The following is a 21891-nucleotide window of genomic DNA, read 5'->3' as shown; positions in this document are numbered from 1 at the left end:
AAGAAAGAGACACACGCGGCAGACAAAACACCCCCCCCCCCCCCCGCCCCCCCCCCCCCCCCCCCCCCCCCCCCCCGCGTCGTGTTTTCCGGGTGGTCCGGGTGTCCGGGTTTACGGGTTTACGGGTTCCCGGGTTTGCGGGTCTCCGGTCTTCTGGCTCTCAGCCCGCCGCGGGCGTGCGGTGGCGGCCCGCTGCCGCGGCCGCCAGACGGCCCAGGGCCTCCGGCTTGGCGCAGGGGTGGGCGCCCAGTGCCGACTGGCGGGCGACGATCGCCCGCTCCGCGCGCATCAGACGCCAGCCGCGACGCAGCAGGAACGGGACGGACTTGCGGCCCTCGCGCAGGTCGCGGGCGAGCCGGCGGCGGAAGGTCGTCGAGGGGCGGCCGCGCAGGCAGAGCGCGTCGGCGAGGACGTCGAGCTCACGGCAGCGGGCCACGATCTCGGCCGCGAAGATCCCCTCCGCCACGAAGAGCGGCGTCCGCCCGATGTCCAGCCGCTCGCGGTCCACGCGGGAGCTGGTGGCGAGGTCGTACACGGGGACGTCGGTCCGCCCCGTGCGGCACAGTTCGACGATGGCGGCGACGGCCTCGTCCGCGTCCCAGGACCCCGGGGAGTCCCAGTCGATGTCCGAGCTTCCCTCGACGAGAGGGAGGGTCGGGTCGTCGGCCTCCTTGTAGAAGTCGTCGAGGCGCAGGACCGGGAGACCGGTGACGGCGGCGAGGGACGACTTGCCGGAGCCTGAGGGGCCCGCGAGCAGGACGACACGGGTCGGAATCGGTTGGGAACTCACGGGACACCAGTGTGAACCATTCCCCCGTGCAGGGGACCCCCGAGGAAGGCCGTTGGTATCGAGCATCACACCTCAACTACTGTCGGTGTCCGATCGGTTACCCCGTGAAAAGCTCGGAAGGATCATCATGGCGCGTCACGCACAATCCCGGAGCCCCCGTCGCAGCGCCCTGCTCTCGGCAGGTCTCACCGTCACGGCGGCGGGCGCGGCGGTGCTCGGCGCCGGTGCGGCGGCGCAGGCCGTGGCCCCGGTGCCGCTGCCCGTCGACTCGCTGACCAGGACGGACGCCGCCGCGGCCGGTGCGGGTGCGCTGTCCGGTGTCACCCACGGGATCGGCCCGCTGACCAAGCTCCAGCTCGACCCGCTGGCCAACACCGGCGTCGACCCGCTCGACAACGGCCTCGGCACCCAGGTCGCCGACTTCAAGCCGGTGGGCACCAACCTGGTGACCGACCACGTCACGAAGGGCGGGGCAGTGGCCGATCTGCCGGTGGCCGGTCCGCTGACGCGGGGGCTGCTTCCGTAGCGGAGCCGGCTTCGGGCCGCAGCGGGGTGTCCCGTACGAGCCAGGCCACGGCGAAGGCCAGGGCGGCGAGCAGTGCCGTGCCGAGCAGCACCCCGTGCACCCCGCTCGTCACCGCCGCCCCCAGGCCCTCCCGTACCGGCTCCGGCAGTCGCAGGGCCTGTGCCGGGGTCAGGTGGGTGTCGGCCCCGTCGAGGCGTGCGGTGAACACCGCGCCGAGGACGGCCACGCCGAGTGAGCCGCCGAGTGTCCGTACGAGTGTGACGGTGCCGCTCGCCGCGCCCATGTCGCGCGGCTCGGCGCCGTACATCGTGACGAGCAGTGTGGCCTGCATGAGGAAGCCCATGCCCGCGCCGACGACCACGGTGAGCCCGGAGGCGACGGCGACGGGGGTGTCCATGTCGAGCAGCAGCAGGGCGAGCGCGCCCGCCGTCATCAGCGCACCGCCGAGGACGGGGTACATCCGGTAGCGGCCGGTACGGGCGATGATCCGGCCCGAGGCCAGCTGCGCGGCGACCATGGCGAGCATCAGCGGGAGCAGCAGCAGCCCGCTCGCCGTGGACGACTGTCCACGGGCGAACTGCAGGTACTGCGGCAGATAGTTCAGGGCGGCGATCATGCCCGCGCCGACCAGGAAGCTCAGGATCTGCGCCAGCGTGAAGTTGCGGGTGCGGAAGAGCCGGGGCGGGATCACGGGCTCCTCGGCCCGCCGCTCGACCCGGACGAACCAGGCGAGCGCCACGGCCGCGATCGTGCCCAGGGCCAGGATCCGGGGTGAGGTCCAGGCGTGTGCGGTGCCGGCCCAGCCGGCGAGCAGGGTCAGTGCGAGGACCCCGGTGGTCAGCAGCAGGGCTCCCGCCCAGTCGACGCGGGCTCGGACGCGCGGGGTCCGTACGCGCAGGCCGAGCGAGACGATCAGCAGGGCGGCGAGGCCGACGGGCAGATTGACGTAGAAGGCCCAGCGCCAGTTCAGGTGGTCGGTGAGGAGGCCGCCGAGGAGCGGGCCGCCGGCGAAGGCCACCGGCAGCATCGTCCCGGTGATGCCCTGGACCCGGGCGCTGTCCTTCGGGGCCACCAGGGTGCCGATGAGTGCGAAGGCGCCCACCATCAGACCGCCGGCGCCGATGCCCTGGAGGGCGCGGAAGGCGATGAGCTGCCCCATGCTCTGCGCGAGGCCGGAGAGGATCGACCCGGCGAGGAAGACGCCGACGGCGGAGAGATAGCTGCCCTTGCGGCCGTAGAGGTCGCCGAGCTTGCCCCAGAGCGGGGTGGCGACGGCGGCGGTGAGGAGATAGGCGGTGACGACCCAGGACAGCCGGTCGAGGCCGCCGAGTTCGCCCGCGATGGTGGGGAGGGCGGTGCCGACGATCGTGCCGTCGAGGGTCGCGAGGACGATGCCGAGCATGAGCCCGGTGACGCCCAGGTAGGGGATGCGGGTCTCGGGCGCGGAGGTCTGATCGGTCGTCATGGCTCAGGCGGAGTAGGGCTTGTTGGCGCGGGCATTGCGAAGTGCCTCGCCCCACCAGGCGAGTTGGTCGAGCATCGCCTTCGCGGCGGTGTCGGTGGCGGTGTCGACGGCCCGGCCGTCCTCGTCGAACTGCCCCCAGATGCCCTGGAGTCCGACCGCCTCGCGCACGGTGACGGCGTGCAGCTCGGCGAAGACGCCCCGCAGGTGCTCGACGGCGCGAAGGCCGCCGGAGAAGCCGCCGTAGGAGACGAAGCCGACGGGCTTGGCATGCCATTCCTTGTGGTGCCAGTCGATCGCGTTCTTCAGGGAGGCCGGGTAGCTGTGGTTGTACTCGGGGGTCACCACGACGAAGGCGTCGGCGGCGGCCAGACGCGGTGACACGGCGGCGAGCAGCGCGCGGTCCTCGGCGCGCTCGGGGGCCTGGCCGAGCTGCGGGAAGACGGTCGGCAGCGGGGTCTCGGCCAGGTCGATCAGGTCGGTGGTCAGATCCGGGCGGTCGGCGGCCTGGGTGAGCAGCCAGTTCGCGACGGTGGGGCCGAGGCGGCCGTCGCGGGTCGAGCCCTGGATCACGGTGAGGTGGAGCGGAGCGGTCATGGGTTCCCCCTGGAACGTCGATGTGTACGTCGTATACCGACTGGTGTACAACGTACACATCGATGTGTACGTCGTCCACAAGGCATACGCTGTACGCGAGAGAGGGAGATCCGAGTGGCGAAGAAGGAAGAGGCTGACGACGTCTCGCTGTGGGAGCGCCTGGAGCGGCCCGCGGCGGCACCGCGGGCGTCCCTCAGCGCGGGGAGGATCGCCGAGGTCGCGATCGGCATCGCGGACCGCGAGGGTTTCGCCGCCGTGACGATGCGGAAGGTCGCCACCGAACTGGGCGTCGCGCCCATGGCCGCCTATCGGCACGTCAACGGCAAGGACGAGCTGTGGGCGCTCATGATCGACCGGGTCTCCGGCGAGCTGGCCCCGGTGGACGAGGTCTCCGGCTGGCGGGAGACGCTCCGCGCGTACGCGCTGCGGACCCGGGAGATGATGCTGCGCCACCCCTGGCTGGCCCGCATGCCGGCGCCGCTCTTTGCGCTCACCCCGACCCGGATGGCGGCGGCCGAGCGCCAGCTGGCTTCGCTCGACGGGCTCGGGCTCGGCGTCGACACGATGATGGCCGCGTTCCGGGCGGTCAACGCGTACGTCCACGGGGCCACGCAGTCCGAGGCCGCGCTGCGCCAGTACATGGAGGAGCAGGGCTGGCAGAGCGCCGACGAGACGCGGCGGGGGCTCGCCCCGCAGATGTCGTACCTGATGGAGACCGGGCGCTACCCGACCTACCGGCGGTACACCCGGGGGGCGGCGCGCAAGGACGACGCGGCCTGGCAGTTCGAGACGGGACTCGACTGCGTGCTCGACGGCGTGGCGGGGCTCGTGGAACGCGGCCGGGCATGACGACGGGCCCCCGGGATCACCCGGGGGCCCGTCGGACCGGACAGGCGCGCCTGCCGGAGCGGTCCGGTGCCTAGTACGAAGAGCCGCTCGCGCCCAGCGAACCCGTCGGGTGCCAGACGGTCTTCGTCTCCAGGAAGGCGGTCATGCGGTCCGTGCCCGGGGACTCCGTGAAGTCCTCGGTACGCGGGCGCAGGACGCGCTTCAGGTTGTCCGCCGCCGCGATCTCCAGGTCGCGGGCGAGGTCGCCCTCGGTCGCGCCCGTCAGGTCGATCGCGTTGACGTCCTGGTGGGCCGCCAGGTGCGGGCCCATCTCGGAGGCCTTGCCGGAGAGGATGTTCACGACACCGCCCGGCAGGTCGGAGGTCGCGAGCACCTCGCCCAGGGAGAGGGCGGGGAGCGGGGCCTTCTCCGAGGCGATCACGACCGCCGTGTTGCCCGTCGCGATCACCGGGGCGATCACGGAGACCAGCCCGAGGAAGGACGAGTCCTGCGGGGCCACGACCGTGACGACACCGGTCGGCTCGGGCGTGGACAGGTTGAAGTACGGGCCCGCCACCGGGTTGGCACCGCCGACGACCTGGGCGATCTTGTCCGTCCAGCCCGCGTACCAGACCCAGCGGTCGATCGCCGCTTCGACGACCACGGCCGCCTTCGACTTCGACAGGCCCTCCGCCTCGGCGACCTCGCGGACGAACTGGTCCCGGCGGCCCTCCAGCATCTCGGCGACACGGTAGAGGACCTGGCCGCGGTTGTACGCGGTCGCGCCGGCCCAGCCGCCGAAGGCCTTGCGGGCGGCGACGACCGCGTCACGGGCGTCCTTGCGGGAGGACAGCGGTACGTTCGCCAGCCACTTGCCCTTGGAGTCCGTCACCTCGTACACCCGGCCGCTCTCGGAGCGGGGGAACTTGCCCCCGACGTACAGCTTGTAGGTCTTGAAGACGCTCAGCCGCGTCGCCGACTCAGACATCGAGGTAGGCCTCCAGACCATGACGGCCGCCCTCGCGGCCGAAGCCCGACTCCTTGTATCCGCCGAACGGCGAGGTCGGGTCGAACTTGTTGAACGTGTTGGCCCAGACGACACCCGCGCGGAGCTTGTTGGCGACCGCGAGGATGCGCGAGCCCTTCTCCGACCAGATGCCGGCGGACAGGCCGTACTGGCTGTTGTTGGCCTTCGCGACCGCCTCGTCGGGCGTACGGAAGGTCAGCACCGACAGGACCGGGCCGAAGATCTCGTCGCGGGCGACCGTGTGCGCCTGCGTGACGTTCGTGAAGAGCGTCGGGGCGAACCAGTAACCGGCCTCGGGGATGTCGCAGGCGGCGGTCCAGCGCTCGGCGCCCTCCGCCTCGCCCTGCTCGACCAGCGAGGTGATACGGGCCAGCTGCTCCGAGGAGTTGATGGCGCCGATGTCGGTGTTCTTGTCCAGCGGGTCGCCGAGGCGCAGGGTGCTCAGACGGCGCTTGAGCGAGTCGAGCAGCTCGTCCTGGATCGACTCCTGGACCAGGAGGCGCGAGCCCGCGCAGCAGACCTGGCCCTGGTTGAAGAAGATGCCGTTGACGATGCCCTCGACGGCCTGGTCGATGGGTGCGTCGTCGAAGACGATGTTCGCGCCCTTGCCGCCCAGCTCCAGGGTGGCCTTCTTGTCCGTGCCCGCGATCGACCGGGCGATGGCCTTGCCGACGGCGGTCGAACCGGTGAAGGCGACCTTGTTCACGTCCGGGTGCGCGACCAGCGCGGCGCCCGTCTCCCCGTACCCGGGAAGGATGTTGACGACGCCCTTCGGCAGCCCGGCCTGGCGGCAGATGTCCGCGAAGAACAGGGCGGTCAGCGGGGTCGTCTCGGCCGGCTTCAGGACGACCGTGTTGCCGGTCGCGAGCGCCGGGGCGATCTTCCACGCCAGCATGAGCAGCGGGAAGTTCCACGGGATGACCTGACCGGCCACGCCCAGCGGCTTCGGGTTCGCCCCGTAGCCCGCGTGGTCGAGCTTGTCGGCCCAGCCCGCGTAGTAGAAGAAGTGCGCGGCGACCAGGGGGAGGTCCGCGTCGCGGGTCTCCTTGATCGGCTTGCCGTTGTCCAGGGTCTCCAGGACGGCCAGCTCGCGGCTGCGCTCCTGGATGATCCGGGCGATGCGGAAGAGGTACTTGGCGCGCTCGGAGCCGGGCAGCGCCGACCACTTCTCGAAGGCCTTGCGGGCCGCCTTCACCGCGCGGTCGACGTCCTCGGTGCCCGCCTGGGCGATCTCGGCGAGGACCTCCTCGGAGGAGGGGGAGACGGTCTTGAAGACCTTGCCGTCGGCCGCCTCGACGAACTCGCCGTCGATGAACAGGCCGTAGTTGGGTGCGATGTCGACGACGGACCGGGACTCGGGCGCCGGTGCGTACTCGAATGCAGATGCCATGTTGATCAGTCCACCGTCACGTAATCGGGGCCGGAGTAACGGCCGGTCGCCAGCTTCTGGCGCTGCATCAGCAGGTCGTTGAGCAGGCTGGAAGCGCCGAAGCGGAACCAGTGGTTGTCCAGCCAGTCCTCGCCCACGGTCTCGTTGACGAGGACCAGGAACTTGATGGCTTCCTTGGTGTTGCGGATGCCGCCGGCCGGCTTCACGCCGATCTGCACGCCGGTCTGGGCGCGGAAGTCGCGCACGGCCTCCAGCATGAGCAGGGTGTTGGCCGGGGTGGCGTTGACCGCGACCTTGCCGGTCGAGGTCTTGATGAAGTCCGCGCCGGCCATCATGCCGAGCCAGGAGGCGCGGCGGATGTTGTCGTACGTGGACAGCTCGCCGGTCTCGAAGATCACCTTGAGGCGGGCGCGGTCGCCGCACTCCGCCTTGATCGCGGCGATCTGCTCGAAGACCTGGAGGTAGTGGCCGGCGAGGAAGGCGCCACGGTCGATGACCATGTCGATCTCGTCGGCGCCCGCGGCGATGGCGTCCGCCGTGTCGGCGAGCTTCACGGGGAGGGCCGCGCGGCCGGCCGGGAAGGCGGTGGCGACCGAGGCGACCTTGACGCCGGAGCCCGCGAGGGCGGCCTTGGCGGTGGCCACCATGTCCGGATAGACACAGACGGCGGCGGTCGTCGGGGTCGTGCGGTCGGTCGGATCGGGACGGACGGCCTTGGCGGCGAGCGCCCGGACCTTGCCCGGGGTGTCCGCGCCTTCGAGCGTCGTCAGGTCGATCATGGAAATGGCCAGGTCGATGGCGTACGCCTTGGACGTGGTCTTGATCGAGCGGGTGCCGAGGGACGCGGCGCGCGCCTCCAGGCCGACGGCGTCGACGCCGGGCAGCCCGTGGAGGAAGCGGCGCAGCGCACCGTCGGACGCGGTCACGTCGGCGAATGCGGATGCTGCGGATGCAGTGGTGGGCATGGTCACCAGTCGAGCATATCTACGCGCGTAGCGACCTGTACAGGGGACGGGCTTCGCAGAGCCCGAGGTCACAGCCGGGCGGTCGGCGTGGTGGCGTGCGCCGGGAGGGCGGGTGAGCCCTGTCACAGGCCCGTGACAGGGAGTGGACAAGTCCTGAATACAAGATCAATAGATTTTCATCAGCAGCCGGCCAGACCTCGCCGAACCCCGAACGGACTGAGAAAAAGCGGCATGCGACTCACTCGTCCACCTGCCTGATCTCCAGGAGTCGTTATGCGCACCGCCCTTCGCACCGCGATCACCACCGCCCTCGTCGCGGGCGTCGCGATCACTGCCCCGGCGCTCACCGCCGGGGCCGCCTTCGCCGCCGCCGGACCGGCCACCGCCGCCCCGGCGGCCACCTCGCCGGCGTCGTCCGGCGCGAGGTCCGCCGACGTCAAGCCGTCCGACGAGGTTCCGGCCGAGGCCGGCACGGACACCCCGGACACGGGGAAGGCCGGGAAGGGCGGGAAGGCCGGAGGCGCTGAGAAGGCCGGGAAGGGCGGGAAGGCCGGAGGCGCTGAGAAGGCCGGGAAGGGCGGGAAGGCCGGAGGCGCCGAGAAGGCCGGGAACGCGGCGAAGACCCCGAAGGCCGGGACCACCGCTCCCGCCGCTTCCGCTGCTTCCGCGAAGGGCACCCTCGTCCGTACCGAGACCCTCGTGACGGGCACCGTCGCCAAGATCTACAAGGTCGACGAGCAGAACCACCGCGCCGAGCTGTTCCGCGAGGGCCACCCGGTCGGGGTCCTGGAGGCGGTCACCCGCTCCGTCGCCGGCCAGGACAACGGCGAGTTCTTCGTCCTCGACCCGAACGGCACCACCCACAACTGGGCCGGCAACATCGCGGGCCCCGAGGCCGGCGCCTACCGGCTCGCCGACGGCACCGTCCTCCAGCTCGGCAGGAAGGACGGCCGCTTCGGCCTCCAGCTGATCGAGAACGGCAAGGGCCGCGGCTACACCTACGTGGCCGGCGTCCGCTCCGTGTGGACCTTCGGCAGGGCCGTCGTCGTCCTGGAGCGGGACGGCCGGTTCGCCGCGTACATCCCCGGTTCGGCGAAGCAGGGCGCCCCGCAGCCGGTCGCCACGGGCGGCACGCGGGCCAAGCCCTCCACCGGGAGCGTCGTCGTCCTCGGCGCGTGCACCGCAAGCCGGACCGTCTCCATCGGCGCGGGCACCAAGGCCGAGCTGTTCATGACCCGGCAGGGTCCGCTGGCCGAGTTCAGCACCGCCGACGACAACGGCCGGGACCAGGTCTTCGCGGTGGTCGACCGGGCGCACCCCTCGCTGCCGAAGAGCGTCGGCATCGTCGGCCGGATCATCGACCCGAAGAGCGCCACGCCGTCGCTCCACACCCAGGTCGAGGGCGGTCAGGGCGCCAAGGGCGCCACCCACGCCTTCCCGAAGCTGCCGAAGGGCTGCACGTTCGAGACGGCCCCGGTCGGTGCGTCGAAGGGCGCCGCGGCCACCGGCACGGGCACCGGCATCACCACCCACGCCGGCCAGACCTCCGTCATCCCGAAGGGCGCGGTCGCCGCCGGTGCCGAGCTCGGCACCGAGGACGACAGCACCGCCCTGCTCGCGGCCGGTGCCGGGGCCTCGCTCGCCGCCGCGGGCCTGGGCTTCCTGGTCCTGCGCCGCCGGTCCGCCGCCGCCCGCGGCTGAGGCCGTACCCCGCGCGAGGCCTGAACCAACCACATCCGGGCGCCACAGGCCTCGCGCGCCCTGTCCGGCGCCACAGGCCTCGCGCGCCCTGTCCGGGCGCCACCGCGCCTCGCACCACAAGACTCCCTGCCCCTTGACCCGAGCGGGAGCGACACCCCACCCCCGGCCGGTCGCCGCGTCCCACGCGGCGCCCGGCCGGACCCCGTCCGCCGCCCCAGCCCCGCTTCCCGCCGCCGCCCCAGCCCCGCTTCCCGCCGCCGCCCCAGCCCCGCTTCCCGTCCGCCGCCCCCGGCCTCCCGCCCGCCGTCTGCCCGGAGCCCGCCCGTGAACCGCCGCCGCCACCCCGCCCGTATCGCCGTCCCCGTCCTCCTGTGCGCCGTCCTCGCCGCGCTCACCGGCTGCTCGGCCGGGGACGGGCCGCAGGCCGTCACCCCGCCCGCGCGGATCTCCGAGGCCACCGCCGCCCCCGCGCCGACCGCGGGCTCCGCCTCCGTCCGCCCGCTCGCCCGCTCCCTGCCCGTGCGCGTCCGGGTCCCCGCCGCCGGGGTCGACACCGGCCCCACCGGGCCCGTCCTGGAACTCGGGCTCACCGCCGACGGCACCGTCGAGGTGCCCTCGGTCGCGGACGCCGACCGGATCGGCTGGTACGGCAAGGGCGTCACGCCCGGGCAGACCGGCCCCGCCGTCCTCATCGGGCACTTCGACACCGCCCGCGGCCCCGCCGTGCTGAAGAACGTCTCCGAGGTCGCGGTCGGCGACGAGATCACCGTGACGCGGGCCGACGGCACCACCGCGGTCTTTCGCGTCAGGGAGCTGGAACAGGTCGACAAGGACGCCTTCCCGACGGCCAAGGTGTACGGCGACACCGACCGCCCCGAGCTGCGCCTGGTCACCTGCGGCGGCGAGCTGGTCGACGGCCACCGCCCCGACAACATCATTCTGTACGCGGATCTCGTGGCCACGCGGGCCGCCTGAGCCCCCACCGGCCCACTGAGGCACAATCGGCCCCATGACGACCCCCGAGCCGACCCCCGAGCCCAGCCACGAGCCGAGCCGCGAGTCGACCCCCGAGCAGCCGGCCGCCGGTAAGAAGCCTGCCGGGAAGAGGCCCGCGGGGAAGAAGCCCGCCGGGCAGCCGTCCGCAGGGCAGCAGTCCTCGGGTCAGGAGTCCCCCGACCGCGTCTTCCGGTCGCCGCTCGGGATCGCGAGCGGGGTGTTCCTGCTGATCCTCGCGGCCCTGTTCGCCGGTGACGTGCTGTTCCGCGGCGAGGGCCGGTCGCCCTGGCTCGCGCTCGCGGGCCTCCTCCTCGCCGTGCCGCTGATCGTCGCCTTCACGATCCGGCCCGCCGTGTACGCCAACGACGACCGGCTCCGGATCCGCAACCCGTTCCGGTCGATCACGCTGCCCTGGGCCGCGGTCGCCGACATCCGCGCCGGCTACTCCAGCGAGGTCTTTACCCAGGACGGCGCCAAGTACCAGCTCTGGGCCATCCCCGTCTCGCTGCGACAGCGCAAGAAGGCGGCCCGTCGCGCCTCCCGTGCCTCCCAGGACGACCCGCACGGCCGCACGTCGGTCAGCGCCGACGTCCGGGACAGCGCGTCGCGCACCGCGCCCACCGACCAGACCGTCGCCGATCTGCGCGAGCTAGCCGAGCGCCGCGCCGGCGCCCCGGGCGCGCGGGGCGAGGCGCGGGTGCGCTGGGCGTACGAGATCGTCGGCCCCGCGGCGGCCGGGCTGCTGCTCCTCGTGATCCTTCTCGCGACGGGCTGACCCTTCGCGGAACCCGACGGGCCGCCATTTCGCGGAACCCGGTGGCCCGAGCGATGCGGAACCCGACGGGCCGCCCGGCCCCTTCGCGGAACCCGGCGGCCCGACCTTCGCGGAATCGCCACGTCCGCAGCCGCCGCGGGGCGCTGATCCGGTCGGACCGTCCTGTTCCCCATGGGTCGTGCGCGCCGCCGGTGTCCTAGGGGCAACCTCCCGGTGAAGCGTGCGACCCGGCCATTGGTTTAGCACCCGGCAGTCACCCCGGTCTCAATAGATTGCGCTTGCCGAGACTGTGGGGGTGGGGGCGATGACCAAGGACACCGGTGTGTCCGGGACGCGTTGTCTGGTCGACATGGGGGCCGACGGACGCTACGGATGGCGACTCGTCGCGCAGAACGGGAGGGTCGTCGCGCGTTCGGGGGTCTGCTACGACGACCACGTCCGGTGCCGGGAGGCGTTCACGGCCCTCTGCGCCGGGCACGCGGACCTCGCCGGCGGCGTGCAGCACACCGCCGGCGGCAACGGCTGGGTGTGGGTGCTGCGCGATGCCGAGGGGCGTACCGCCGCCCTCTCGGGACGCTCCTACGAGCGTCATTCCACCTGTCGCACCGCCTATGCGCGGTTCCGTGCGCTGATCGCGTCCGAGGGGCCCAGATGGGCCTCGACTGTCTTACGGTGAACGGAAGTTGCCCCGCGCACGCCCCTCGTTCACATCGAGGGGAACACATGTCCACCGGGCGGGACTTACGTCCTTCCCGTGACGACCGAGACCCTTGACCCGCCGCCCGACACGCCGCGTCGGCTCCACGCCGACCCCGGCCTTCCCGACCGGGTCTTCCGCGCCGTCGCCCGCACCGGCGGCGGCTTCGTCCTCGCGGTCATGCTCCTCGTCGGCGGCTTCCTGCTCCTCCGCGCCTGGCAGGCCCTCGACCGCGCCGGGCCCTCCTTCCTCACCACCGAGAACTGGGAGCCCGACGCCGGACGGTTCGGCATCGCGGCCGTCCTCCTCGGCACCGTCCTGATCGCCCTCGTCGCGATCGTCGTGGCCGTGCCGCTGGCCACCGGAGCCGCGCTCTACATCTCCGAGTACGCGGCGCCCCGGCTGCGCCGCACCCTGATCTCCACGGTCGACCTGATGGCCGCCGTTCCCTCCGTCGTCTACGGCCTGTGGGGGGTCTTCTGGCTGGAGGAGTCGATCCTCCCGATCGCCCGCTGGATCGCCACGTACTTCGGCTGGATCCCTTTCCTGCGCGTCGACGGCGCCGACCCCGACGACCCGCTGGCCCCGCCGACCGTCTACACCTCGTCGACCTTCGTCGCCGGTCTCGTCGTCGCGATGATGGTCGCGCCGATCATCTGCTCGATCATGCGCGAGGTGTTCTCCCAGGCCCCCGCGGGCGAACGCGAGGGCGCGTACGCGCTCGGTGCCACCCGCTGGGGCATGATCCGCAGCGTCGTCCTGCCCTTCGGCAAGGGCGGCATGATCGGCGGCACCATGCTCGGCCTCGGCCGCGCCCTCGGCGAGACCATCGCCGTCTACATGGTCATCTCGCAGGTCTTCACCCTCCAGTGGCACGTCCTGCAGACCGGCACCAGCTCGGTGTCCTCCCTCATCGCCCTGCGCTACGGCGAGGCCACTCCCTTCGGCATGTCCGCCCTGATGGCGGCCGGCTTCGCCCTCTTCGTCATGACCCTGATCGTCAACTTCGCCGCTTCGTCCATCGTCGCGCGCAGTCGCTCCGGCGCCACCAGCGACGCCTAGCCCGTGTGCTCCTCAAGGGGGACCCGAACCCGATGACCATCGCCCCGGAGCGGCCGAGGCTGCGACCGCCCACCGAGAAGGCCCCGCCGCCTCCCGGCCCCGAACGCCGCCGCACCACCGGCACCACGCGCGCCTCCGACGTGTACGCGCTGCTCGGCGCCGCGGCCGCCTCGCTCGCCCTCACCTGGCTCCTCTTCGCCCGCCTGCTGCCCTTCAGCGGCGCCGTCGGCTTCGTGATCGTCGCGTACCTCCTCTTCCTCGGGCTGTACGCGCTCCTCGTCTCCTTCGACGAGGACGGGCCCGCCGTACGGGACCGGATCGCCGGAGTCGTCGTCCGCAGCCTCGGCCTGCTGCTCCTCGCCGTCCTCGTCTTCGTCGTCGCCTTCACCCTCTGGGAGGGCCGCACGGCCCTCGTCCACCTCAACTTCTTCACCGAGGACATGAGCCTGGCGGGACCCCTCGAACCGCTCGACGTCGGCGGCATCCTGCACGCCGTCGTCGGCACCCTCGAACAGGTCGGCATCGCGCTCGCGATCACCGTGCCCACCGGCATCGTCTGCGCCGTCTTCCTCACCGAGGTGCCCGGCCCCTTCGCGCGCCTGGTCCGCACGATCGTCGAGGCCATGACGGCGCTGCCCTCGATCGTCGCGGGACTCTTCGTCTACGCGACCGTCATCCTGGCCCTGGGCACCGAGCGTTCCGGCCTCGCCGCCTCGCTCGCCCTCGCCGTGATGATGCTCCCGATCATCATCCGAGCCTCCGACGTCGTCATCCGACTCGTCCCGGGCACGCTGCGGGAGGCCTCGTACGCCATGGGGTCCTCCCGCTGGCGCACGGTCTGGCACGTCGTCCTGCCGACCGCCCGCTCGGGGCTGACCACGGCCGTGATCCTCGGCACCGCGCGCGGGGTGGGGGAGACCTCGCCCGTGCTGCTGACGGCCGGGTTCACCGCCGAGCTGAACGCCCTGCCGACCTCAGGCGCGCAGGTCTCCCTGCCGCTCGCCACCTTCGAGCTCGTCAAGTCGCCCGAACCGAACATGATCGCCCGCGGTTTCGGCACCGCCGCCGTCCTCATGCTGCTCGTCCTGCTCCTCTTCGTCCTCGCGCGGATCGCGGGCGGGCGCGGACCGGGGCAGCTGACGAAGCGCCAGGAGCGGCGCAGGGCCCGCGCGTCACGGCAGGACGCGGCCCGGTGGGCCTCCGTCACCTCAGGGACCGCGCCGGCCTCCAGGACGACCCCGGCCTCCGGGGCCGCTTCCGCCCCCGGGGCCGCTTCCGCCCCCGGGGCCGCCGCCGCGCCCGCCGACCGATCCGTACCTCCGAGGAGTACGCCGTGAGATCCGCCGCCCCGCTCACCCGCACCGCCCTGGGGCTCGCCGCAGCCCTGTGCGCGCTGCTCGCCCTGCTCGCCCGCCCGCCCGCCGCGCAGGCCGCCGGATACACCAAGATCACCGGCTCCGGCTCCACCTGGAGCTCCAACGCCGTCGAGCAGTGGCGCCGCAACATCGGCGCCAACGTCGGCCTCACGGTCAACTTCAACGCCAACGGCTCCTCGCAGGGCCGCGAGCAGTTCAAGAACGGCACCGTCGACTTCGCCGTCTCCGAGATCCCGTACGGCCTCAACGACGGGGGCGCCACCGACGTACCGCCGCGCCGGGGCTACGCGTACATGCCGATCGTCGCCGGCGGCACCGCCTTCATGTACAACCTGCGGATCGGCGGCCGCCAGGTCACCAACCTGCGCCTCTCCGGACCCGTCCTCGCGAAGGTCTTCACCGGTCGGCTGACCATGTGGAACGCGCCGGAGATCAAGGCCGACAACCCCGGCCTGAACCTCCCCGCCCGCCGCATCGTGCCCGTCGTGCGCTCCGACGGCTCGGGCACGACGGCCCAGTTCACCACCTGGCTCGCCAAGGAGAACGGCTCCGTCTGGGACGACTACTGCCGTCGCGCCGGCCGCTCCACGCCCTGCGGCATGACCTCGTACTTCCCGGTCGTGCCCGGTACCACCACCGTCGCCAAGTCCGGCTCGCTCGGCGTCTCCGCGCACGTCCGCCAGCCGCAGGGCGAGGGCGCCATCACCTACGTCGAGTACTCGTACGCGATCAACGCGCACTTCCCGGTCGTCAAGGTGCTCAACGCCTCCGGCTACTACGTCGAGCCGACCGCCCAGGCCGTCGCCGTCGCCCTGCTCAAGGCCCGGATCGACGCCGACCGGAACTCGACGAACTACCTGACGCAGATCCTCGACGACGTCTACCGCTCCCGCGACGAGCGCAGCTACCCGCTCTCCAGCTACAGCTACATGGTCGTCCCCACCTCCGAGACCGCCCCGCACACCGCCGAGAAGGGCCGCTCGCTCGGCACCTTCGCCCGCTACTTCCTCTGCGAGGGCCAGCAGCAGGCCGAGGAGCTCGGCTACTCGCCGCTCCCGAGGAACCTCGTACAGGCCGGCTTCGAGCAGGTCCGCCGGATCCCCGGCGCGCCGACCGGGGCGGTGGACCTGTCCGACTGCCGCAACCCCACCTTCTCGGCCGACGGAACCAACACCCTCGCCAGGAACGCGCCGCGGCCGAAGGCCTGCGACAAGCGCGGTCCGACGCAGTGCGGTGACGGAACGGGTGGCGCGAAGGGTACGAACACGCAGGTGAACAACGGTGGTTCGACCGGCGGCGGGTCCGCGACGGGCGGCTCGACCGGCGGCGGGAACGGTCCGGGCGCGGGCGGCTCCGGCGGCACGACCGGCACCGGCTCCGGCGGATCCGGGTCCACCGGCGGTTCGGGCGGCGGTACGGGTGGGGCCACCGGATCCGGCACCGCCTCCGCCACGGGCGACAGTGGTTCCGCGAACGGCGGCACGGGCGGGAGCACGGGCTCCGGCGGCGGCTCCGCCACCGGCGGGGCCACGAGCGGCGGAGCCGTGGACCCCGACACCGGAGAGGTCATCGGCGACGGCGGCGGTACGGGCGGTGGCACCGGCGGCGGCCAGGACTCCGGCGGCAACCAGATCGTCGGCACCCCGGTCACCCTCGCCGCCGACACGGGCGGCGCCCTGCGGGGCGTCCTCATGGCCCTCTCCGCCTTCCTGCTCCTCGCCACCGTCATCGCCCCGCCGCTCGTCGGCCGCGTGCTCGCGGCCCGGGCCGGACGCCAGGGAGGCGGACAGTGAGGCCGACGCCCACCCGGAGGGCCGGACTCGGGTCGCTCCTCGTCGCCGTCGTGCTCGCCCTCGTTCCACTGCCGCGGGACACGCCCGCCGCGGCGGCGACCGGCCCGGCGTCGCAGAACTCGGCGGTGACGAAACGGGCGGCCAAGGGGCCGTACGACGACTTCTCGGCGCTCGAAGTGACGGTCCACCAGACGAGGAACCTGCGCTCGCAGGGGCTGCGGGTGACGTGGAAGGGAGGGAGGCCGACGCAGGGCCGGAACGCCGACTACCTGCAGATCATGCAGTGCTGGGGCGACGACCCGGCGGGTCCGAGGCGTGAGCAGTGCCAGCTCGGCGCCGGCGCCAGGGGCTCCGACTTCGGCGCCTTCATCGGCAGCCGTCTCCTCCCGGTCGGCTCCGACCCCCTGGAGAAGCAGTACGGCGAGCAGATCCCCAGCCCGGAGTACCCGGGGCAGATGACCGATCCGTTCGTTCCCTTCACCCCGGTCTCCGGCCCGGCCACGACCAAGCCCACCGACTGGACCTACTTCAGCCCCGGCGACAGCAACGAGGAGTTCTTCGCCACCACACAGCCCGACGGCACGGGGGAGGTGGGCTTCAACCTCCAGTCCACCCGTGAAGCCCCTCACCTGGGCTGCGGCGACCCGGTCGGGACGGGCGCGAAGGTGCGGGGCCGAGGCTGCTGGCTCGTCGTCGTGCCCCGCGGCTCCCACGACCCGGACGGGACCACGGGCAGCAGCGGGCGTCCCGTCACCTCCGCGTTCTCCACCACCAACTGGAACCAGCGCCTCGTCTTCCCGCTCGACTTCCTCCCGGTCCGTGAGCCCTGCCCCACCGACAAGGCCGAGCGCCGCATGACCGGATCCGAACTCGTCACGGACGCGCTGACCTCCTGGCAGTCGGCGCTCTGCGCCGACGGCAGCACCCGCTTCACCTTCACCCAGCGCGGTGAGGAGCTGGCCCGGGGCAACCTGCTGAACCCCACCTCCACCTCGCCCGGCCTCGCCTTCACCGTCGAACCCGTGGAGGGCGGGGAGAAGGCCGGCTTCGTGCACGCACCCGTCGCCGTCAACGGGCTCACCGTGGGCCTCTACTGGGAGGCGGACAGGATCGGGCTCGTCAAGGACCTGAGGCTGAACCCCCGGCTCCTGGCGAAGGTGCTGACCGGCTCGTACCCGTACGACGTACGGCTCCTCAGCGACAAGGCGCCCGTTCCCGACCATCTGAAGGGCAATCCGGAATCGATCCTCCGGGACCCGGAATTCCTGGAGCTGAATCCGAAATTCAAGGAGTTCCAGCAGGCGGTGATGAACTACCCGGGCGGAATTCTGCTCGCCGCGGACCGCTCGGACAGCACGCGGATCGTCTGGAACTATCTTCGTGCGGATCGTGAGGCGCGGGCCTTCCTCGAAGGAGGAGCGGATCCCTGGGGAATGAGAATCAACCGCTATTTCAAGGATCTCGGTCTCGCCTCGGACGGCTCCTACGAGTTCCCGAAGGCGGACCCCACGGAGACGAAGCTGACCGAGGGGGAGCTGAGCGTCGGGTACAGCATGGTCGACCGCTCCCCGTACGCCATCGACATGCACGATGCCGCACGCGCGGTCCGGCGGGGCACCAACGGCGCCAAGGACCGCTCGGCGCCCGACACGGCGACCGGCGGGCTGAAGCTCACGAGCGGCGAGGTCCCCCCGGGCTCCCGCCGCGCCTACGGCATCACCGACGCGGCCTCGGCGGCCCGCTACCAGCTCCAGATCGCGGCCCTGCCGAACGCCGACGGCACCTACGTCCACCCCACCACCTCCGCCATGCTCAAGGCGGTCGACCAGTTCGCGGACTCGTCCGTGCCGGGGGTCCTCACGCCCGACCCGGCCCGGGCCAGGAACGGCGCCTACCCGCTGACGGTGGTGACGTACGCCGCCGCCTCCACCGGCCTCCCGGCGGACGCCCGCAAGGACTACGCACGCGTGCTGCGGTACGCCGCCGGACCAGGTCAGAAGCAGGGCACCGCCCCCGGTGAGCTGCCCCTCGGCTACGCGCCGATGCCCGCGAAGCTGAAGGCCCGGGCCGCCGCCGCGGCCGACCGCCTGGAGCGCGGGGCGCCGACCGGACCCGGCTCCACGACGGGCGGCGCGACCGGCGGTTCGACCGGCGGTGCCGGCGGTGCGAGCGGAGGCCCGGACTCCGGCGGCGGTCAGGGAACGAGCGGTTCCGCCGGAGCCGCAGGCCCCGGCACCTCCGGCGGTTCGGGCGCCGGCGCGGGCGGCGGCTCCGCGAGCGGCGGTACGGACACCGGCGGGTCCTCCGGGACACCGTCCTCCGCGGCCCCGCCGCCGGCCACCGGCGGGAGCCGGAACGGCTCCGGCGGCGCCCCGGGCGAGCGGCTCGCCGACACCGGAAGCACCCCGTCGCAGATGCTCGGCGTCATCCGCTGGGTCCTTCTCTCGGTCCTGGTCGTCGGCGGTGTCGCCGGGGTCGCGGGCCCCGCGGTCCTGGCCGCCGCCGGCCGCCGCCGAATTCCCTCGGATTCACCTAGGACAGGAATTCGTCACCTGAAGAGCGACTGAACGTGGTGGCTGCCCCGGCCGCCCGTACGGAATTGTTGTTCCCGGCCGGTCGACGGACCGGCTTGTTGAAGAATCCGGATTCTGCTTGTGCGTCCATTCCATGACATCCGTTTCCACGGAGGAGATCAGAAGTGAACGTCAAGTCCCGCGCTCGTATCGGTGCCGCCCTCGGTGTGGCCGCCCTCGGCCTCGGTGTCGCCCTCGCCCCCGCCGCGCAGGCCGACCCCAACCCGGTCACCCAGTACCGCACCCTCGCCGGCACCGGCTCGGACACGACCCAGGACGTCCTGAACGGCCTGGGCAACGTCGTCGTCAACGCCCTCGGCCAGAAGATCATCGCGTCCTGGGACGCCACCGGCTCCGCCACCGTCAAGACCAAGGCGACCGGCTGTGTGATCAACCGCCCGAACGGTTCCTCGGCCGGCATCGACGCCCTGCGCAACGCCGTGGACACCAACTCCGGTTGCCTCGACTTCGCCCGCTCCTCGCGAGGCCCGGCCGACACCAGCACCACGGACCTGACCTGGATCCCCTTCGCCAAGGACGCGGTGTCCTGGGCGAAGCGCTCCGACAGCGCGCTGCCCTCCGACCTGACGGCGACGCAGCTGAAGAACATCTACGAGTGCAACCTCACGTCCCTCAACGGCGTGGCGCTCACCCCGATCCTGCCGCAGAGCAACTCCGGCACGCGTCAGTTCTTCCTCTCCTCCATCGGCGTGACCACCCCGGGCGCCTGCGTCCAGCAGGGTGTCCAGGAGAACGACGGCACCGTCCTCGACAGCGCCGGTGACGTCGCCCCGTACTCCGTCGCCTCCTACACGGCCCAGGAGAAGGCGGTCGTCACCGACCGCCGCGGCGCGGCCGTCCTCGGCTCCGTCGGCACCGTCGCCCCGCGCAACGCCGACAAGACGCTGAACCTGTCCTTCCCCTTCCTCCGTGACGTCTACAACGTCGTCCCCACGGCGAAGCTGACCAACGCCGCGATCGCCTCCACCTTCGTCGGCTCGACCTCCAAGGTCTGCGCCGCCACCACGACCGTCACCAACTACGGCTTCGGCTCCCTCGGCACCGCCTGCGGCGCCACGACCGTCAAGGGCGAGCGCTGATCACCACTGCTCCCTGACCGCACACCGGCCGGGCACCTTCGGGTGCCCGGCCCCCCGGCGTACCCGAAGCGCACCGTCGACCACCGTCCACCGCCCCGGAGGAACCGCACCCCATGAACCCGACCGCACACCTCAGATCGCCCGTGGCCCTGCTCACGGCACTCGCCCTCCTCTGCGGCACCCTGGCGATCGTCCTGGCCCTGTCCACGCCGGCCGCCGCCGTCACGCGGCACGGCACCCTCACCCTGACGCCGGCCTCCGGCACCGTCGCGGCCGGCCCGACCGCCGTGGCCGCCACCGCGGCCTGCCCGGCCCCCGCCGCCCAGGACAAGCCCTACGTCAAGGGCGTCCTGGCCCTCGTCAACCCCGGTGACCCGACCCTCAGCGCGCCGATCGCCGAGGTCGTGCCCGGCGGCCCGCTCGGCACCACCCCGATATCCGGCCCGCTCGGCGGATCCGGCGCGGGGTTCGCCTCCCTCCAGGACCGGCTGCGCGAGATCGTGCCCTCCGGGCCCCTCGACGGCCTGTACGAGCTGCGGCTCTTCTGCGAGACGGCGGACGCCGAGGCGCGCGCCGAGTACTTCTCCCAGCTGATCGAGGTCACCGGCGAGAACTGGGCCGTCACCAGCGTGCAGGCGACCAACGTGACGCTCTCCTCCGACAGCGACACCCCGCCCGCCGGGCGCCCCTTCCCGGTCAGGGCGGACGTCCAGCCGGCGACCGCGGCGGGGACGGTCACGTTCATCACGCTCGACGAGAACGGTGAGCCGCTCGAACTCGGGACGAAGGAACTCGTCGGCGGCAAGGCGGAGGTCACCCCCACCATGCACGGGACGGTCAACTCCAACTTCCCGGTCCTGGCGCAGTACACGCCCGCCGACCCCGCCGCGTACACCGCCTCCTCGGTTCTCGCCACGTTCGTCGCCGGCCCGGACACCACCCCCACCCCGACCGGCACCACTCCGACGCCGACGGGCACCGGCACCCCCACCCCGACCGTCGACCCCACCGCCACCGACACGCCCACACCGACCGACACGCCGACGGACGCACCCACCGACACGCCCAGCGGGACGCCGAGCGACACCCCGGGCCCGACCGGCACGCCCTCGCCGACCGACGGCGGTGACGCGGACACCACGGGCGGCACCGGTACGAGCGGCGGCACCGGCGGCGGCTCCGGCGGCACCGACACCGACGGCGGCACCGGCGGCCGCCTCGCCGCCACCGGCGCCTCCGCGGCCTCCGCCGCCCTCGGCTCCCTCGCGCTCTGCCTCCTCGGCGCGGCGGCCGTGATCCAGACCCGCCGCCGCAAGGCGGGCGCCCGCCCGTGACCACCGCACCGCCACCCACCGCCCCCCGCGCCGGGCTCGCCCTGGCCGGGGCGGCGCTGAGCGTGCTCGCCGCGCTGCTCATCGGCTTCGCCGCCAACCTCACCGTCGTCGGACACCTCCAGCACGCCCGCGAGCAGTCCACCGCCTACGACGACCTGCGCGAACAACTCGCCCTCGGCACCGCCCCGGTGGGGCAGCTGACCTACGAGGGGAAGCCCCTCGCGCCGGGCGCTCCCGTCGCCCTCCTCCACATCCCCGCGCTCGGACTCCGCGAGGTCGTCGCCGAGGGCACCACCTCCGAGGTCCTCATGTCGGGCCCCGGACACCGCCGGGACACCGCCCTGCCCGGCCAGGCCGGCACCAGCGTGATCATGGGCCGTAGATGGGGCTACGGCAGCCCCTTCAACGACGTGCACCGGCTGCCGGACGGCGCCCGCGTCGAGGTGACCACCGGTCAGGGCAAGGCCGTGTACGAGGTGACGGGCGTCCGGCACCCCGGCGACCCCAACCCCGCGGCCCTCGGCCAGGGCAGAGGGCGGCTCACCCTGATGACCGCGAGCGGCGGCGCGTACACCCCCGAGGACGTCGTCCGCATCGACGCCGAGCTCACCGGCGCGGCCTGGCCCAGCCCGCCCCGGCCGCTGCGCCCCGGCTGGATCACGGCCGCGGAGAAGCCCCTCGCGGGCGACCCCGACGCCTGGCCCGGGATCTTCCTCGGCGCCCAGGCACTGCTGCTCGCCGCCCTGCTCACCGTCCTCGCCCGCCGCCGCTGGGGAAACCGCCAGACCTGGGTCACCGCCGTCCCGGTCCTGATCGCCCTCGGCGTCCTCGTCTCCGGCGAACTGACCCGCCTCCTGCCCAACCTCCTCTGACCGCTGTGGAGTTCACGCCGTGACCGA

The 21891-nt window shown here is 72.8% G+C and carries 19 protein-coding genes; 13 read left to right on the top strand and 6 right to left on the bottom strand.

All coding sequences use genetic code 11. From position 1 onward, the window contains the following. Positions 1–160 precede the first annotated feature (160 nt). Positions 161–856, bottom strand: coding sequence for a uridine kinase family protein (locus ACZ4XX_RS23345; protein WP_468509796.1), 696 nt, complete (start codon positions 854–856; stop codon positions 161–163). Between the two features lie 61 nt (positions 857–917). Between ACZ4XX_RS23345 and ACZ4XX_RS23340 the strand changes: the two genes are divergently transcribed. Further along, complete coding sequence (locus ACZ4XX_RS23340; RefSeq protein WP_468509795.1) at positions 918–1316, top strand: hypothetical protein; 399 nt, start codon at positions 918–920, stop codon at positions 1314–1316. On the opposite strand, the gene ACZ4XX_RS23335 is transcribed toward ACZ4XX_RS23340, so the two are convergent. Beyond that, positions 1249–2781, bottom strand: coding sequence for an MDR family MFS transporter (locus ACZ4XX_RS23335; RefSeq protein WP_468509794.1), 1533 nt, complete (start codon positions 2779–2781; stop codon positions 1249–1251). The two genes, ACZ4XX_RS23340 and ACZ4XX_RS23335, sit on opposite strands and share 68 nt — an antisense overlap. 3 nt (positions 2782–2784) lie before the next feature. Then, on the bottom strand, positions 2785–3375 hold the full coding sequence (locus ACZ4XX_RS23330) for an NADPH-dependent FMN reductase (RefSeq protein WP_468509793.1): 591 nt from the start codon (positions 3373–3375) through the stop codon (positions 2785–2787). 114 nt (positions 3376–3489) lie between these two features. Here ACZ4XX_RS23330 and ACZ4XX_RS23325 point away from each other — a divergent pair, with 114 nt between their 5' ends. Then, positions 3490–4224, top strand: a complete 735-nt coding sequence (locus tag ACZ4XX_RS23325; protein WP_468509792.1) for a TetR/AcrR family transcriptional regulator — start codon at positions 3490–3492, stop codon at positions 4222–4224. 70 nt (positions 4225–4294) lie between these two features. On the opposite strand, the gene ACZ4XX_RS23320 is transcribed toward ACZ4XX_RS23325, so the two are convergent. From ACZ4XX_RS23320 to deoC, 3 genes are read right to left on the bottom strand one after another with little or no spacing between them, the layout of a single operon-like run. After that, positions 4295–5191, bottom strand: coding sequence for an aldehyde dehydrogenase family protein (locus ACZ4XX_RS23320; protein ID WP_468509791.1), 897 nt, complete (start codon positions 5189–5191; stop codon positions 4295–4297). Then, a complete protein-coding gene (locus ACZ4XX_RS23315) occupies positions 5184–6620 on the bottom strand; it encodes an aldehyde dehydrogenase family protein (protein WP_468509790.1) in 1437 nt (478 codons plus the stop codon). Before ACZ4XX_RS23315 ends, ACZ4XX_RS23320 begins: the two co-directional genes overlap by 8 nt. Positions 6621–6625: 5 nt before the next feature. Further along, complete coding sequence (gene deoC / locus ACZ4XX_RS23310) at positions 6626–7585, bottom strand: deoxyribose-phosphate aldolase (RefSeq protein ID WP_030318333.1); 960 nt, start codon at positions 7583–7585, stop codon at positions 6626–6628. 273 nt (positions 7586–7858) lie between these two features. Here deoC and ACZ4XX_RS23305 point away from each other — a divergent pair, with 273 nt between their 5' ends. The 11 genes from ACZ4XX_RS23305 to ACZ4XX_RS23255 all read left to right on the top strand — a co-directional run bounded on the left by ACZ4XX_RS23305 (position 7859) and on the right by ACZ4XX_RS23255 (position 21864). Beyond that, a complete protein-coding gene (locus tag ACZ4XX_RS23305) occupies positions 7859–9286 on the top strand; it encodes a hypothetical protein (RefSeq protein WP_468509789.1) in 1428 nt (475 codons plus the stop codon). Positions 9287–9610: 324 nt separating this feature from the next. Then, positions 9611–10261, top strand: a complete 651-nt coding sequence (locus ACZ4XX_RS23300; RefSeq protein ID WP_468509788.1) for a class F sortase — start codon at positions 9611–9613, stop codon at positions 10259–10261. Positions 10262–10295: 34 nt separating this feature from the next. Then, positions 10296–11057, top strand: coding sequence for a PH domain-containing protein (locus ACZ4XX_RS23295; protein ID WP_468509787.1), 762 nt, complete (start codon positions 10296–10298; stop codon positions 11055–11057). Between the two features lie 304 nt (positions 11058–11361). After that, positions 11362–11733: a hypothetical protein gene (locus tag ACZ4XX_RS23290; RefSeq protein WP_468509786.1), complete on the top strand. Its 372-nt coding sequence runs from the start codon at positions 11362–11364 to the stop codon at positions 11731–11733. 78 nt (positions 11734–11811) lie between these two features. After that, positions 11812–12816 (top strand): phosphate ABC transporter permease subunit PstC, encoded by a 1005-nt coding sequence (pstC, locus tag ACZ4XX_RS23285; RefSeq protein ID WP_468509785.1) that lies wholly within the window; start codon positions 11812–11814, stop codon positions 12814–12816. A 32-nt stretch (positions 12817–12848) separates the two neighbouring features. Next, positions 12849–14153, top strand: a complete 1305-nt coding sequence (gene pstA, locus ACZ4XX_RS23280) for a phosphate ABC transporter permease PstA (protein WP_468509784.1) — start codon at positions 12849–12851, stop codon at positions 14151–14153. Next, positions 14150–15985: a phosphate ABC transporter substrate-binding protein PstS gene (gene pstS / locus ACZ4XX_RS23275; protein ID WP_468509783.1), complete on the top strand. Its 1836-nt coding sequence runs from the start codon at positions 14150–14152 to the stop codon at positions 15983–15985. Before pstA ends, pstS begins: the two co-directional genes overlap by 4 nt. Next, positions 15982–18552: a hypothetical protein gene (locus ACZ4XX_RS23270; protein ID WP_468509782.1), complete on the top strand. Its 2571-nt coding sequence runs from the start codon at positions 15982–15984 to the stop codon at positions 18550–18552. Before pstS ends, ACZ4XX_RS23270 begins: the two co-directional genes overlap by 4 nt. Positions 18553–18683: 131 nt before the next feature. After that, positions 18684–19658, top strand: coding sequence for a substrate-binding domain-containing protein (locus tag ACZ4XX_RS23265; protein WP_468509781.1), 975 nt, complete (start codon positions 18684–18686; stop codon positions 19656–19658). 113 nt (positions 19659–19771) lie between these two features. Then, the gene (locus tag ACZ4XX_RS23260; protein ID WP_468509780.1) at positions 19772–20992 is read left to right on the top strand and encodes a hypothetical protein; all 1221 of its coding nucleotides are present in this window, start codon (positions 19772–19774) and stop codon (positions 20990–20992) included. Next, a complete protein-coding gene (locus ACZ4XX_RS23255) occupies positions 20989–21864 on the top strand; it encodes a sortase (RefSeq protein ID WP_468509779.1) in 876 nt (291 codons plus the stop codon). The genes ACZ4XX_RS23260 and ACZ4XX_RS23255 overlap by 4 nt, the downstream gene beginning before the upstream one ends. The last annotated feature ends 27 nt before the right edge of the window (positions 21865–21891 follow it).

The sequence above is a fragment of the Streptomyces sp. NPDC029956 genome (assembly GCF_055574655.1).
This window is presented reverse-complemented; position numbering and strand designations above follow the sequence as displayed.

Coding starts and splice junctions, on each gene's coding strand:
- pstA (WP_468509784.1), top strand. CDS start 12,849: ATGACCATCGCCCCGGAGCGGCCGAGGCTGCGACCGCCCACCGAGAAG.
- ACZ4XX_RS23305 (WP_468509789.1), top strand. CDS start 7,859: ATGCGCACCGCCCTTCGCACCGCGATCACCACCGCCCTCGTCGCGGGC.
- ACZ4XX_RS23315 (WP_468509790.1), bottom strand. CDS start 6,620: ATGGCATCTGCATTCGAGTACGCACCGGCGCCCGAGTCCCGGTCCGTC.
- ACZ4XX_RS23290 (WP_468509786.1), top strand. CDS start 11,362: ATGACCAAGGACACCGGTGTGTCCGGGACGCGTTGTCTGGTCGACATG.
- ACZ4XX_RS23345 (WP_468509796.1), bottom strand. CDS start 856: ATGCTCGATACCAACGGCCTTCCTCGGGGGTCCCCTGCACGGGGGAAT.
- ACZ4XX_RS23335 (WP_468509794.1), bottom strand. CDS start 2,781: ATGACGACCGATCAGACCTCCGCGCCCGAGACCCGCATCCCCTACCTG.
- ACZ4XX_RS23320 (WP_468509791.1), bottom strand. CDS start 5,191: ATGTCTGAGTCGGCGACGCGGCTGAGCGTCTTCAAGACCTACAAGCTG.
- ACZ4XX_RS23295 (WP_468509787.1), top strand. CDS start 10,296: ATGACGACCCCCGAGCCGACCCCCGAGCCCAGCCACGAGCCGAGCCGC.
- deoC (WP_030318333.1), bottom strand. CDS start 7,585: ATGCCCACCACTGCATCCGCAGCATCCGCATTCGCCGACGTGACCGCG.
- ACZ4XX_RS23330 (WP_468509793.1), bottom strand. CDS start 3,375: ATGACCGCTCCGCTCCACCTCACCGTGATCCAGGGCTCGACCCGCGAC.
- ACZ4XX_RS23340 (WP_468509795.1), top strand. CDS start 918: ATGGCGCGTCACGCACAATCCCGGAGCCCCCGTCGCAGCGCCCTGCTC.
- ACZ4XX_RS23260 (WP_468509780.1), top strand. CDS start 19,772: ATGAACCCGACCGCACACCTCAGATCGCCCGTGGCCCTGCTCACGGCA.